The sequence below is a fragment of the Nocardiopsis quinghaiensis genome (assembly GCF_008638365.1).
GTDB lineage: Bacteria > Actinomycetota > Actinomycetes > Streptosporangiales > Streptosporangiaceae > Nocardiopsis > Nocardiopsis quinghaiensis.
Map to the genome: position 1 here is coordinate 236630 of NZ_VWVU01000001.1, position 13355 is coordinate 249984.

Sequence of the window (13355 nt, forward strand, 5' to 3'; positions counted from 1 at the left end):
GTCCGGATCTGGATCAGTGGATACGGGGCGGCCGTGCGCATGGGGCGCGGGCGGCCGGAGCCGGGGCGGACCACCGGCTGACGTGAGTTCCGTGAACGGCGGCACGGGACTCACGTCAACTCCCAGAGGACTCGGCGCGGAAGGGCCGGGGCTGGGAACGGGTCCGTGCGCGGGCGAGAGCCGCGCGGTGGGGCCCGTCCTAGTCGGGGGAGACCGTGGGGTCGTCGCTCGGACCGCCCGGTACGGGGTGCAGGGCGTGGGCGGCGAGCGGCACGGCTCCGGCGTCGGGCGCGGGGACGGGCGCGGCGGTGAGGTAACCCGCGACGCCGGGCGCGGGGGCGGAGCCTCCGGTGGGCGCGGCCGAGCCGGTGGTCAGCTGAGCGGCGGGGGCGGCTGGGGCGGCCGGGGCGGCGGGTGCCCGGGCGCCGGAGTCGCGGTCCGCGGAGCCCTCGGAGGGAACGGAGGAGTCGGCGGTGGGGAAGGCGCCGAGGACGGCGCGGGGGGAGTGGTCATGGGCGGTGTCGCGCTCCGTGGTCCCGCCCTCGGACCGCTCGTGTCCGGCCGGGCGCCGGTCGGTGCCGGATTCGCCGTTCCGGGCAGGAGGGGCGGAGGGGGCGATGGCCGTCCTCGTCACCGGGGCGAGGGTGCTTTCGACGGTGCCGCCCGTCCGGTCGAGCTCCCGGACCACCTGGCGGGCCCCCGCACCGACCTCGCCGACCCTCCGGGTGGCCTCGGGCAGAACGGCGGCCGTCCCGGCGGCGGTGCGCTCGGCGCCCTCCTCCAGACGGTGGTGGACACTCCCCAGGGTGGAGGTGACAGGTTCGGCGACCCCGCCGGGGACCAGCCCCTCCAGGGCCGCGGTGTCCCGCAGACCGAGGGAGCCTCCGTCCGGAGCGGCGGTGTCCGGGGCGCTCTCGTCCAGGGGCCCGCCGTCCAGGACGCCCTCTCCCAGCGGGCCGCTCCCGAGGGAACCGTCGGCCGGCGAGTCGGTACTGACCGGGGCCTCGCGGAGGGCACCGGTGACTCCGGAGCCGTCGCCGACGGAACCCTCGTCAGTGGAGGCGGAGGCGGAGGCGGGAGCGGCGCCGAGCAGCCACAGGCCGACGATGACGGCGCCGACCACCAGCGGCAGGAGGACCAGGGAGGGCGCCGGCGGGCACACGGCCGCGGCGGCGCGCATGGCGCCTGCCGTTCGGCTGGTGCGAGGCATGGAAGGGCCCTCCGGGACGTGCGGCCGGGTCGGAGCCGGGAGAGGTCCCCGGCCCGCGACCTGACGTTAGCACAGAGTCACAGAGGGTAGTTTGGGTTTTTCGAAACCGGGAATCCGGAGTCAGTTCGCGGGGTCCGGTCGTGCCGGGTCCTCGGAGAGCGGCTTCCGGGGAGGCGTCCGCGTTCCGGGCCCCCGCCCGCGGGCCGTCCCGGACGCCTCGGCCGTTCCGACCGGCCCGGCCGGCCCGTCGTGCCGGATCCGGGCCGCGCGTCGGGACCGGAGGCCGCGCACCTGGTCGAAGGCGAACACGCACAGGGCCAGCCACACCAGCGAGAACCCCAGCCAGCGGGCGAGCGGCATCTCCTCGCCCTGGACGAGCCAGCCCGCGAGGAAGATGAGGGTCGGGGTGATGTACTGGAGCATACCGATGATGCTCAGGGGGACCTTGCGGGTGGCCATACCGAACAACAGCAGCGGAACGGCGGTCACGAAGCCGCTGCCGACCAGCAGGGCGGTGTGGGCGGGCGAGACCGAGAGCGCGCTGCTCGTTCCCGTGGCCTCCAGGTAGACCACGAAGCCCAGCGCGGGCAGGAACATCACCAGGGTCTCGACGGTCAGGCTCTGCATGCCGTCCAGGTCCACGTACTTCTTCACCGCGCCGTAGGCGGCGAAGGAGGAGGCCATGAGCAGGGACAGCCAGGGAGTCACGCCGTAGCCGACGGCCATCACGATGACGGCCAGGACGCCCAGGCCGACCGCCGCCCACTGGATGATCCGCAGGCGCTCGGAGAAGAACACCACCCCGAGGCACACCGACATCAGCGGGTTGATGAAGTACGCGAGCGAGGCCTGGAGGGTCTGCTCGATGGAGACCGAGAAGATGAACCCCCACCAGTTGAGGGAGATCAGGACCGCCGCCGCGGCGACCGGCAGCAGCCGCCTGGGGCTGCGCACCACCGCCGGGAGCCAGGACCAGCCCGTGCGGGTGAGGAGGAGGAAGACGCACATCGCCAACAGGGACCACACCATGCGGTGGGCGAGGATCTCGCTGGGCTCGGCGGCGGACAGGAGGGGCCAGTACAGGGCCGCAACGCCCCACAGGAGGAAGGCGAGGGCCCCGAGGGCGACGCCGCGGTTGGATTCGGGCACGCCCGTAATGGTAGGACGAATTCTCCGGAGTGTCTCCCTCTTTTCGCCCTGAACCGGTCGTCCACAGGCCGGGCGGAAGCCGTGCGCCGCACTCCTCCCGTGGATACCCTGGACACATGTTCGGGACAAAGACGACCATGGTCGACCCAGCCCGCGCCCTTCCCGGCCGCGACACCCCGCTGCCGGAGCCCGGAGAGCACACCGTCCTCGGTACCAGACTCACGCCGCCCTACCCGGAGGGCAGTCAGATCGCCGACGTGGCGATGGGCTGTTTCTGGGGCGCCGAGCGCATGTTCTGGCGTCTGGGCCCGGAGCGGGGCATCATCACGACCGCGGTGGGCTACGCGGGCGGCTACACGCCCAATCCCACCTACGAGGAGGTGTGCTCGGGCCTGACCGGCCACACCGAGGCGGTGCGCGTGGTGTTCGACCCCGAGCGCATCTCGTACACGGAGATCCTCAAGGTCTTCTGGGAGGGCCACGACCCCACCCAGGGGATGCGCCAGGGCAACGACATCGGCACCCAGTACCGGTCGGCGATCCTGTACCACGACGACGCCCAGCGGGCCGCGGCCGAGGCCGGCCGCGACGCGTTCCAGCCGGTACTGACCGGAGCGGGCTACGGGCCGATCACCACCGAGATCGCACCGCTCAAGGAGTTCTACTTCGCCGAGGACTACCACCAGCAGTACCTGTCGGACGCCAAGAACCCGGGCGGCTACTGCGGGATCGGCGGCACCGGCGCCAGCTGCCCGATCGGTGTGGCCTCCACGGAGTGACCGCGGCCGAGTAGTACGTCCGAGCATGCGCGAGTACGCCCGTGCACGCTCGAATGATGGTTGAGTGATGGCTCAACCATCATTCAATGATGGTTGGGGCGCCCACGGCCCCGGCGCGGGTGGGTGGAGGTCGCTGGAGGTGGAACGTACGGGGAAGGGGTGTTTTCAGCGACTCGCCGGGGGCGGTTGCACGACCGGAGGCCCGCTGAAAAACGGGCCTGCTTCGGCTGTTTCGTACCGGGTGTGATGGAGGTTCGCAGACCTGGGAAGGATGCCAGACATGCCAGCCCCGAGGAAACACCCCGATGAGCTGTGCGAACGCGCCACCCGCATGGCCGTGCAAGCCCCGCCAGGACCCGGCCAGCCGTGACGGGGCGATCACCCCTCGCACGCAGTCGAATACGACTGCCCATGAGTTGGATGTCCGACCATGGCCCTGTTCAACATCCGCCGCGTCTGCGCCAGCTCGGCAGTGCGGTTGACCGCGACCGACGTCACGGGGTCTCTGCTCCCGGCCCCGTGCGAATCCCGCGCTCCCGAGCCTTCCAACGTGTGGGGCGCTGATCTGAAGCAACACCACTACCGTGGACCGCTGCGTCTTCGGGCCTGGGCGACTCAGGGGCGCCGGCCGTGGGCCGGCTCGCCCCGGAGATAGCGTTCGAAACGGTTGGGCAACTCTTCGCCCGAGAGGGTTTTGACACCCGCTATTCGCACCCGGCGTTCTTCGATCCGCCACCGGTCGCCCTCGTCGGTCAACCGATCTTCGTAGTTGCCCCAGACATGCAGTTGGAGGTCGGCCGTGGTGTTCTCGTGGAAGGCATAGACGTAGGTGATGGTCTCGGCTCTGCCTTCGCTGAGGGAGAGGTAGCTGATCGTCGAGCAGTGGTGGTTCGTGGCGGTGTACCGCCCGGTCGACTCCCTGAAGAGATCGGCGAGTGCGGAGCGCCCACGGGCGAGGTTGCCGTGACCGTAGTCGAAGGTGGCGTCCTCGGCGAACAGGTCGACCAGCAGGTCGATGTCGCGGCGGTCGACACCGCGGCTGTAGGCGTGCAGTGTGTCGGCGATGCGGGAGCGGTCCAGCAGCTCGTGGAGGGTGGTGGGATTCATAGGTTCCTCTCGGTCGTGTCGGCGAAGCCCGCGATGATTTCGTGCAGGCGGTCGGGGTCGTTGCCGGGCCATGGGTAGTAGGAGGACACACGATCCAGCCGTCCCGCGTACCGCTCCCGGCACAGGCGGGGCATGTCCTCGGGTGAGCCGACGAGCGCGATCTCGTGGAGCAGGGTGTCGTCGATCTGTTCCCCCATCTCCGACCAACGGCCCTGCCGGGACATAGCTTGCAGCTCCGGCTGGAGTCCGCCGTAGCCGACGCTCTCCAGGATCGGACGGTACGCGGGGGTCGAGGCGTAGAACGCGATCTGCTCGCGTGCATTGTGTGCGCGCTCGGTGATCTCCTCCTCGGTATCACCCATCACCATGAAGAGCGGGACGTAGAGCTCCACATCGGAACGCTTCCGTCCGGAGGTGGCGAGGCCCCTCTCCAGCGCGGGAAGGGTGACCTCGTCGAGGTAGGCGGTCGTCGTCATACCGTGCAGCAACAGCCCATCGCACAGCTCGCCACCGAGTTCGGTCATCTTGGCGCCGACCGCGGCGATCATGGTCGGGATCCTGTGTTCGTGGTGGTGCGGTGTGAAGACGGGACTCATGAGGGTGTGCTGGTAGTACTGACCCTGGTAGTCCAGACGGGTCCCTTCCCGCCAGGAGGTGAAGATCGCGTCCAGCGCCTGAAGGAATTCACGCATGCGTGCGATCGGAGAGTCCCAGGGCATGGAGAACCGGCGTTCGACATGGGCCCGGACCTGGCTTCCCAGCCCCAGAGTGAACCGTCCCCCCGACATCGCGGCCAGTTCCCAGGCCAAGTACGCGGTCGACATCGGGTTGCGGGCGAAGGCCACCGCGATCGCGGTGCCGACGTTGATGTCCTTCGTCGCCATCAAGGCGGCCTGGGATTGCAGGAACGCGTCGGTGACGCTCTCACTCGCCCAGACACCGTCGAAACCCACGGCTTCTGCTCCGGCCGAGGCCGGTCCGCAGCCGAACGCCGAAGAGCCGATCAAACCCATGTCAATCTTCAACGTGCATCCTTCGGTAGATGGAGGACCCGCTCGCCCACGGTGTTCCTGAGAATCTCGTCGGTTCCCCCGCCGACCCGTAGCCCGGGAAGGCCCAGTGCCAGTTCGGACCAGGCGTAGGTGCCCCAGTCCCCGGAATCGGCGACGTGGGCGGCGCCGAGGATGTCGGCGGCGAGATCGCTCATGGAGCGGAGTAGGTCGGTGGCGAGCAGTTTGCTGAGGGCGAGTTCGGGCCCGGGAGTACCGCCGCCTTCCAGGAAACGTGCGGTGGTCAGTCGTGCCGCCCAAGCGCGGATGGCGATCTGCGCCGCGGCGTCCCGTGTCCGCGTGTCGAGGGGCGCGCCGACGTGGCGCACGAGGTCGAGGAGCCGCTCGACCAGGGCCTCGTCGACGCCCACTTCGGTGCCGATAGCCGATCGTTCGGTGAGCAGGGACGTGATGACGACGGCCCACCCTGCGTCGATCTCGCCTACGCGCCGCTCGTCCGGGACGTGGACGTCGGTGAGGAAGACCTCGTCGAAGGAGGCACCGCCGGTGAGCTGCCGGATCGGCCGGATCTCGATCCCGGGTGCGTCCAGATCCAGCAGGAAGGTCGTGAGCCCGGAGTGCTTGGGTTTTTCCGGAGAAGTGCGTGCGATGCACAGTCCCACGTCGCTGTAGTGGGCGCCGGAGCTCCAGACCTTCTGACCCGAGATGCGCCAGCCTTCGCCGTCGCGGACCGCGCGGGTCGACAGTCCTGCCAGGTCCGAGCCCGCGCCCGGCTCGGAGTAGAGCTGACAGGCGATCGACTCCGCAGAACGCAGACGGGGTAGCCAGTAGCGCTGCTGGTCCTCGGTGCCGTGTGCGAGCAGGGTCGGTGTGAGGGTCGAGACGCTGAAACGCACGTAGGCGTCATCGGGGAGATCGAACTCCGACTCGACCTCGCGCAGGACGGCGGCATGCGCCGAAGGGAGTTCACGACCGCCGAAAGCACGCGGGCCGTCCACCCATCCGAGCCCGTGTTCGACCAGGTAGGAGCGGTATCGGCGCAGTGCGCTCAGTTCTTCGGCCTCGCCCTCGGAGGGTTCCGCGACCACGGAGACACGGTCGTCCCCGACGCCCCAACGTGTCGCTTCCGTCTGTCGTCGCTCTGCGAACCCTGAGAGCTTCTCGGTCGCTTCGCGCCTGAACTCGTCGAGCCCCGGGGGCGCCACTGGTTTGCTCATGACTCTCCTGATCAGATCCCGTGTTACCGCTGGACGTCGCTGCTCCCCCTCATGGTTGCGGTGGTGGGTGAGGGCACTTACAGTAGCAAAGCAAGTGCTTGATTTAAATGCCGCGGCCCAGAGGTGTGCGGCAGAACGGAGGTTGCGTGGCCGGCATCGAGTCTTACGCCGTCTATGTCCCGAGCGGCCGCCTGGTTCGTGCGGCCATCGGCGAGACGCTCGGAACCCCCAGAGGACGCGGTGCCCGCCCTGTCGCCTCGTACGACGAGGACAGCACGACGCTCGCCGTCGCGGCGGTGCGGCGAGCGGTCGTGTCAGCGCGCGACATCGATGGGTCGCTGTGGTTCGCCACGTCGCGCCCGGCCTATCTGGAGAAGTCCAACGCCGCGACCGTCGCGACCGCCGGCGGGTTGCCCGAAGGATGCGCGGCTTATGACGTCGGCGGCGCGCTACGGGGCGGCGCGGGTGCCCTGCGGGCCGGTCTCGCGGAAGGCAGCGCGGTCGTGGTCGCGTCCGACCTGCGGTACGCGTTGCCCGGTTCCGTTGACGAGTCGGAAGGCGCCGACGCGTCAGCGGGGTTCGTGGTAGGTCCCCAGGCCGTGGCGGAACTGGTCGCGAGCGTGTCGATCACCAGGGAGCTGCTGGAACGTTGGCGCGAGCCCGGAGAGACACGGACACACACCTGGGAGGACCGCTTCGGTGCCGAGGAGTACGTTCCTCTCGGGCAACGCGCCCTCGATGACGTGCTCGACCGCTGTGAGATCAAGTCCGAAGACCTTCGCAAGGTCGTGATCAGTACCCCGCACTCGCGAACAGGTGCGGCGCTGCAGAAGAAGTTCAGTGCCGAGCAGGGGGATCTCGGGGCCGTGGCGGATCTGGGGTACGCCGGTGCCGCCGACCTCGGGGTCGGTCTGGTCGCCGCGTTCGAGGCGGCCGCGCCGGGGGACCTGGTTCTGGCGATGAGCGTGGTGGACGGCGCGGACGCTTTCGTCTTCCGGATGACCGAGCGACACCGTCCCGGGGGAAGCGGTCTGGAAACCCTCGGCACCTCGACCGCGGAGATCTCCTACGCCGATTTCCTGACCTGGCGAGGTCTGCTCCCGCGTGAGCCGGCACGACGCCCCGCCCTCAAACCGCCGGTTCCACCGGCCTCGCTCCGCGCCAGTGGATGGAAGTTCGGTTTCGTCGCGGGCCGGTGCCGCGAGTGCGAGTACCGTAACCTGCCGCCGCGCCGGGTCTGTCTCCGGTGCAACGCACGCGATTCCTCCGAACCCGAGCCGATGATCGACGTTCCGGCGTACGTGGCGACGCTCACCGATGACTGGCTTTCCGAGTCCGTGCAGCTTCCGGCCAAGGTCGCCGCGGTCGACTTCGAGGGTGGGGGCCGGTTCGAGTTCGAGTTGGCGGACGCGGCGGGCCGCACCGTCAACCCCGGGGACCCCGTGGTGCCGACTTTCCGTGTCGCCGGCGTCGCCGATAACAAGGTGCGTAACTACATCTGGAAGGTGCGTCCGCACCGAGAAGGAGGCTGCTGATGGGTACCCATGCGTTGAGAAACCCCGTCGCCATCGTGGGGATGGCGTGCACGGAGTTCGGTGAGCACTGGGACCTTTCGGTCGACGACCTCCTGATAGAGGCGACCCACGGGGCGGTGGACAGTGTGCCCGGACTCGACCTCCAACAGGTCGACGCCTTCTGGCTGGGGGTGATGACCTCCGGTGTCTCCGGTCTCACACTGACCCGGCCGTTGGGCCTGGCGCACAAGCCGGTCACCCGCGTCGAGAACATGTGCGCGACCGGCTCGGAGGCGTTTCGCAATGCCTGCTACGCGGTTTCCTCGGGTGCGTACGACGTGGTGATGGCGGTAGGAGGAGAAAAGCTCAAGGACGCCGGTTACTCCGGTTTGGAGATGCCGAGCGTGCCCAATGACGGTACGCCGCCTGTGCTGAGCGCTCCGGCGATGTACTCGATGATCGTGCCCGCCTACGCCCGCCGGTACGGCCTCAGCGAGGCGCGGATCAAGGAGGCGATGACGCACATCGCCTGGAAGAACCACGCCAACGGCGCGCTCAACCCGCGTGCTCAGTTTCGCAAGGTGATGTCGAAGGAGACCATCGCCTCCGCACCGGCCTTGGCGGGCAACCTCAGCCTCTTCGACTGCTCGGGCGTCGCCGACGGCGGAGCCGCGGCGGTGGTCGTGCGTGCCGAGGACGCGTTGAAGTACACCGACCGGCCACTCTACGTGCACGCGTTGGCGCTGGACGCCGGAGCGGGCACCGGGCGCAACGACAGTGACTACGATTACTCCGATCTCGCCGAGTCACGTCTGTCGGCGGAGGCGGCCTATGCCCAGGCGGGAATCACGGATCCGGCTACCGAGATCTCCCTGGCCGAAGTACATGACTGTTTCACGCCGACCGAGCTCGTGCTCATGGAGGAGCTCGGGCTCTCCGAACGGGGTGAGGCGTGGCGCGACGTCCTGGACGGTCGGTATGATCGCCTCGGCACGCTCCCGGTGAATGTCGACGGTGGTCTGAAGAGTTTCGGTCACCCGATCGGGGCGAGTGGGCTGCGAATGCTCTTCGAAATGTGGTTGCAGTTCCGAGGCGAAGCCGGTGATCGGCAGGTCCCCACTCCCGGGTTCGGCCTGGTGCAGAACCAGGGTGGCAGTCCAGGTGATCTCGTCAGCGCGGTCACTATCGTGTCGTCCCGGGCGCCCGTCACCTGAGTACGGCGTACGCGGATCGGAGGGCGCCGGTACATCGAGGTCTCAGTCCCCGGGCCGACTATGGCACCATGTTGAGCCATGTCAGAAAAGGAAAAATATATGGGTACAACACGGCGCCGATCCACAGGTTCACCGACGGGGGTCGCGCGCAAGGAGGAAATCGTGCGCGCCGCCACGAAGGTCTTCGCCGAGAAGGGGTTCGCGAACGCGACGGTCCGCGATATCGCCTACGAGGCGGAGATACTCTCGGGGAGCCTCTATTACTACTTCAACTCCAAAGAAGAGATGGTGGAGGAGGTCCTGTCCTCCTATCTCGAGATCACGGTGGCGGGGTACCGGCGTGCCGTCAAGGAGTCCAACGACCCGGTGGAGGCCTTCGAGGAGTTGATCCGGGTCGCGTTGCGCGGTGTCGTTCAGTACAGGGACGAGGTGACCATCCTGCAGAACGACTGGCACTACGTCGGCCCGTTGAAGATGGTCGCGATCCGTCAGCGCGAGGTCGAGCAGATCTGGCTGGATGTGATCGAGCAGGGGGTGGCGGCCGGTGTCTTCCGCTCGGACCTCGGTACCCGAATGATCTACCGCACTGTCCTGGGGTCGATCCAGACGGTCATCCGCTGGTTCGATCCGCACGGGGAGAACACGGTGGACAACGTGATCGATGTGCAGTGCTCGCTTTTCCTCGACGGGATGCGGGCGACCGACTGAGTCGATCCACAGCACACAACGCCGGGCGCCCCTCGCTTAGCAAGCGGTTGCTCGATCGAAGGAGAAGTCATGGCTGAGTCGTTCGCGTTGAACGCTGAGTTCGGGCCGGTCATCGCCGGTTACCTGGAACAGAACAGTCCGGTCGAGGACAACAGGGACCAGGGCGAGACGTTGCCGCAGGCCTGGTCCGGTCTGGCCTGCGAGATCGGCGTCGTCGGGTTGCTCGTTCCCGACGCCCTGGGAGGGCAAGGGGCCGGCCTGGTCGAACTCGGCACCGCGCTGTTCGAGGCGGGACGCCATGGGTGGTCGGGCCCGTTGGCCGCCGTCGCCGGTGCGGCGGTGAGTTTGCTGCGCACCGTCGATCCCGATGACACCTCCCGTTTCCAACGCCAGATCGCCGAGCAAGGACGTGTCGTGGTCCCGGCCTTCTACGAAGACGCCACCGGGGAGAGCCTGGTGAGTACCGCCACGTTACGGGAGGGGCGGGTCGACGGTCGGCGGCGGTTCGTCGACAGCGGCACTCACGCAACGGATCTGTTGCTGGTGGCGCATGAGGCGGGCGAACCGACATTGGTGACGGTGCGGAGCGACGGTGAGGGCGTCGAGGTCCGGGCGCAGGACGGGGCCGACGCGGGCCGAGGGCTTGCTTCGGTCGAGCTCACCGCAGCGCCGGCGAGGGTGATCGCCAGGGGAGGCACCGTGGAGGCGGCCACGCGTGATGCGTGGTGTGTGGGTTCGCTGCTGATCGCCACGGACGCGCTGGGTGCCGCAGACCGTGCGTTCGAGCTCGCCAGGGAGTACGCCGGTACGCGCGAGCAGTTCGGTCGCGCGATCGGGTCGTTCCAGGTGGTCAAGCACAAGCTGGTGGACATGTACGCCGAGCTCGAACTGGCGCGCAGCGCGGTTCGTGAGGCGTTGCGCCTCGGTGAGGAGCAGGCGAACGGATGGAGGGAGGCCGCGTCGGCCGCCGCGGCCCTGGTGGGTGACGCCACTACTCACATCCTGCGCGAATCGACTCATGTGCACGGTGGCATCGGTTTCACCTGGGAGCACGAGCTTTCCCACCATTTTCGTCGGGTGATGGCGTGCCGGGGGCTGTACGGTACCCCGACGCTGCACCGGAGTTTCGTGGCAGCGGAAAAGGGGCTGACATGAGCGATCTTCCTGCTCGCGTGGTGCTGCGCGAGGTCGGACCGCGGGACGGACTGCAGAACGAGCCGCCGGTACCGACCGCTGACAAGATCCGCCTCATCGATGAGCTCGCGACCACCGGTGTCACCGAGATCGAGACGGTCTCCTACGTACATCCGCGAGCGATCCCGCAGATGGCCGACGCCGACGAGGTCTGGGCAGGCCACCGTCGTGATCCCGCGATCCGCTACTCCGCCCTCGTGCCCAACCTCATCGGTGCGCGCCGTGCCATCGAGGCGGGGTTCACCGACATCGAGGTCGTCGTCTCGGCCTCACGCACCCACAACCAGCGCAACGTGAACCGCACTCCGGAGGAGTCGATGGAGGCCATCACGGAGCTGATCGAGTTCGCCCATGACAGCGAGGTCGCGTGCCAGGTCATCGTGGCCACGGCGTTCGGATGCCCCTACGAGGGGGAGGTCCCCGAGGAGCGCGTGAGGAGCCTTGCCACGAGGGCCGTGGCCGCGGGGGCGGACGGTATCTGCTTCGGTGACACGACCGGTATGGGTACTCCGCCCCGAGTGCGACGTCTGCTCGGAAGCTTCCGGGAGGCGTCCGCCGATGTACAGGTCGCGTTGCATCTGCACGACACCCGCGGTACCGGAATGACCAACCTCGCCGCCGGCCTGGAGGTCGGGGTGGACCGTTTCGACGCGAGTGTGGGCGGGCTGGGAGGTTGCCCGTACGCGCCGGGGGCGAGCGGGAACATCGCCACCGAGGAAGCCGTCTACCTCCTGCACGAACTCGGCATCGAGACGGGTGTCGACCTCGACCGCATGCTGGAAGTCGCCGGGACCGCGCAACGGATCGTGGGCAGGGAACTTCCGTCGCGGCTGCTTAAAGCCGGACCCCGTACGAGGTTGGCGGTCTGATCCGCTAGCCCCCAACGCCCCTACCCGTCGTGTGGGCGCCGCCACCCACCAGGCCATCTCCAAGGAGGGACCCTCATGCCTTTGGATCCAAGCCGAATCGGTACCACCGTCGGGCCCTGGCCTGTCAGCTGGACCGACCGTGACTCGCTCCTGTACGCGTTGGCGGTCGGAGCCGGCCAGCGGGACCCGCTCGCTGAACTGGCGTTCACCACGGAGAACTCCAAGGGAGTCGCGCAGCAGGTCATCCCGAGTTTCGCGGTGGTGCTGGGGTTCGGGGAGGGACTCCCCGACATCGGTGACTACGACCGGACCCGGGCGGTCCACGCCGAGCAGGCGATGTACCTGGAAGGTCCGCTCCCCGCGGCGGGCGACGCCACCGCGACCACCGTCGTCACCGATATGTGGGACAAGGGCCATGACGCCATCGTGTGGACCGAGACCGAGTTGGTGGACAAGGAGTCCGGCAGGTTGCTCGCACGCAACCGCACCGGGGCGTTCCTCGGAGGCGCCGGCGGTTTCGGAGGTGAGCGTGGCGAGAATGTTCCGTGGGAGCTTTCCAGCGGGGACCCTGACCTCGATATCCGTGTGCGCACCCGCCCTGAGCAGGCGCTGCTCTACCGGCTGACCGGTGATCGCAACCCGCTGCACTCGGATCCGACCTTCGCGACGCGCGGGGGCTTCCCCCGTCCGATCCTGCACGGCATGTGCACCTATGGCTACACGGCTCGGATCCTTGTCAACGAACTGGCTCACGGGGACGCGGGGCGCGTGGCCTCGATGAGTGGTCGTTTCACCCGTCCGGTCTTGCCCGGTGACGAGCTGACGATTCATGCCTGGGCCACGGCGAGTGGTGCGAGTGTGCTGTTCCGTACGCTCAACGAGGCCGGTGAGTCGGTGCTCGACCGTGGCCGGATGGAGCTGCGGCCGAGGTGACTCCCGCCTGGGGCCCGGTTCGGGGGGACGGCGGGAAGGCCTCGATCCAATATGTGACACAGGTCATATCCATGTGATATAAATCAAGCGAACGCTTCAATAAAGCAAGCGATTAATAGAGGGGTGGGTCACATGAAACGCACATCCCTTCCGAGGGCTGTTGGCCGCTGCCGCGGCGGCACCGCCCCTCACCGCCGCGTACGGCTCCGTCGACGTACCGCCGATGTACGCCGTCGGCTCCCCGCCTCGCCGTCCAAGGTGCCCGTGCCAGCCGTGGTCGAGGGGCCGACCGGTCCCGCTCGACCACGGAACCTTCCGGGAGCAGGGGTCTGAGCGCACGCTTCACGAGCCGGGGCAGGGCTGGGATGGCTATCGACTTCGTCCCGACCGGTGAGCAGGCCACGATCGTGGAGACGGTCCGACGTTTCCTGAAGCGTGAGTTGTACCCGCT

Annotated in this window: 12 protein-coding genes; 7 read left to right on the plus strand and 5 right to left on the minus strand. The window is 68.4% G+C overall.

Annotated features, from left to right (window positions below; translation table 11 throughout):
* Positions 1 to 199 precede the first annotated feature (199 nt).
* Positions 200 to 1210 carry a flagellar associated protein gene (locus tag FYX01_RS26035; protein WP_190394195.1) on the minus strand — a complete coding sequence of 337 codons (1011 nt, stop codon included), beginning with the start codon at positions 1208 to 1210 and terminating at the stop codon, positions 200 to 202.
* Positions 1211 to 1330: 120 nt separating this feature from the next.
* Entirely contained in the window at positions 1331 to 2359 is a 1029-nt protein-coding gene (rarD, locus tag FYX01_RS05870; RefSeq protein ID WP_150238320.1) for an EamA family transporter RarD, read from the minus strand.
* A 116-nt stretch (positions 2360 to 2475) separates the two neighbouring features.
* Between rarD and msrA the strand changes: the two genes are divergently transcribed.
* Positions 2476 to 3138, plus strand: coding sequence for a peptide-methionine (S)-S-oxide reductase MsrA (msrA, locus tag FYX01_RS05875; protein WP_150238323.1), 663 nt, complete (start codon positions 2476 to 2478; stop codon positions 3136 to 3138).
* 615 nt (positions 3139 to 3753) lie between these two features.
* Here msrA and FYX01_RS05880 read toward each other — a convergent pair.
* From FYX01_RS05880 to FYX01_RS05890, 3 genes are read right to left on the minus strand one after another with little or no spacing between them, the layout of a single operon-like run.
* Entirely contained in the window at positions 3754 to 4245 is a 492-nt protein-coding gene (locus FYX01_RS05880) for a nuclear transport factor 2 family protein (RefSeq protein WP_190394196.1), read from the minus strand.
* Positions 4242 to 5270 (minus strand): TIGR03617 family F420-dependent LLM class oxidoreductase, encoded by a 1029-nt coding sequence (locus tag FYX01_RS05885; protein ID WP_150238327.1) that lies wholly within the window; start codon positions 5268 to 5270, stop codon positions 4242 to 4244. Before FYX01_RS05885 ends, FYX01_RS05880 begins: the two co-directional genes overlap by 4 nt.
* Positions 5267 to 6472, minus strand: a complete 1206-nt coding sequence (locus FYX01_RS05890) for an acyl-CoA dehydrogenase family protein (RefSeq protein ID WP_150238329.1) — start codon at positions 6470 to 6472, stop codon at positions 5267 to 5269. The genes FYX01_RS05885 and FYX01_RS05890 overlap by 4 nt, the downstream gene beginning before the upstream one ends.
* 146 nt (positions 6473 to 6618) lie before the next feature.
* Here FYX01_RS05890 and FYX01_RS05895 point away from each other — a divergent pair, with 146 nt between their 5' ends.
* The 6 genes from FYX01_RS05895 (at position 6619) to FYX01_RS05920 (ending at position 12904) form a co-directional block, all read left to right on the plus strand.
* The gene (locus tag FYX01_RS05895) at positions 6619 to 8007 is read left to right on the plus strand and encodes a hydroxymethylglutaryl-CoA synthase (RefSeq protein WP_150238331.1); all 1389 of its coding nucleotides are present in this window, start codon (positions 6619 to 6621) and stop codon (positions 8005 to 8007) included.
* Complete coding sequence (locus FYX01_RS05900) at positions 8007 to 9200, plus strand: acetyl-CoA acetyltransferase (protein ID WP_150238333.1); 1194 nt, start codon at positions 8007 to 8009, stop codon at positions 9198 to 9200. Before FYX01_RS05895 ends, FYX01_RS05900 begins: the two co-directional genes overlap by 1 nt.
* A gap of 162 nt (positions 9201 to 9362) precedes the next feature.
* Positions 9363 to 9908: a TetR/AcrR family transcriptional regulator gene (locus tag FYX01_RS05905; RefSeq protein WP_190394197.1), complete on the plus strand. Its 546-nt coding sequence runs from the start codon at positions 9363 to 9365 to the stop codon at positions 9906 to 9908.
* 69 nt (positions 9909 to 9977) lie between these two features.
* Positions 9978 to 11063, plus strand: coding sequence for an acyl-CoA dehydrogenase family protein (locus FYX01_RS05910; RefSeq protein WP_150238337.1), 1086 nt, complete (start codon positions 9978 to 9980; stop codon positions 11061 to 11063).
* Entirely contained in the window at positions 11060 to 11971 is a 912-nt protein-coding gene (locus tag FYX01_RS05915; RefSeq protein ID WP_150238339.1) for a hydroxymethylglutaryl-CoA lyase, read from the plus strand. Before FYX01_RS05910 ends, FYX01_RS05915 begins: the two co-directional genes overlap by 4 nt.
* A 75-nt stretch (positions 11972 to 12046) precedes the next feature.
* Positions 12047 to 12904, plus strand: coding sequence for a MaoC/PaaZ C-terminal domain-containing protein (locus FYX01_RS05920; RefSeq protein WP_150238341.1), 858 nt, complete (start codon positions 12047 to 12049; stop codon positions 12902 to 12904).
* Positions 12905 to 13355 lie beyond the last annotated feature (451 nt).

Bases quoted from the DNA above. Each gene is read 5' to 3' on its own strand.
- FYX01_RS26035 (WP_190394195.1), bottom strand. From the start codon at position 1,210: ATGCCTCGCACCAGCCGAACGGCAGGCGCCATGCGCGCCGCCGCGGCC.
- msrA (WP_150238323.1), top strand. From the start codon at position 2,476: ATGTTCGGGACAAAGACGACCATGGTCGACCCAGCCCGCGCCCTTCCC.
- FYX01_RS05880 (WP_190394196.1), bottom strand. From the start codon at position 4,245: ATGAATCCCACCACCCTCCACGAGCTGCTGGACCGCTCCCGCATCGCC.
- FYX01_RS05890 (WP_150238329.1), bottom strand. From the start codon at position 6,472: ATGAGCAAACCAGTGGCGCCCCCGGGGCTCGACGAGTTCAGGCGCGAA.
- FYX01_RS05900 (WP_150238333.1), top strand. From the start codon at position 8,007: ATGGGTACCCATGCGTTGAGAAACCCCGTCGCCATCGTGGGGATGGCG.
- FYX01_RS05910 (WP_150238337.1), top strand. From the start codon at position 9,978: ATGGCTGAGTCGTTCGCGTTGAACGCTGAGTTCGGGCCGGTCATCGCC.
- FYX01_RS05915 (WP_150238339.1), top strand. From the start codon at position 11,060: ATGAGCGATCTTCCTGCTCGCGTGGTGCTGCGCGAGGTCGGACCGCGG.
- FYX01_RS05920 (WP_150238341.1), top strand. From the start codon at position 12,047: ATGCCTTTGGATCCAAGCCGAATCGGTACCACCGTCGGGCCCTGGCCT.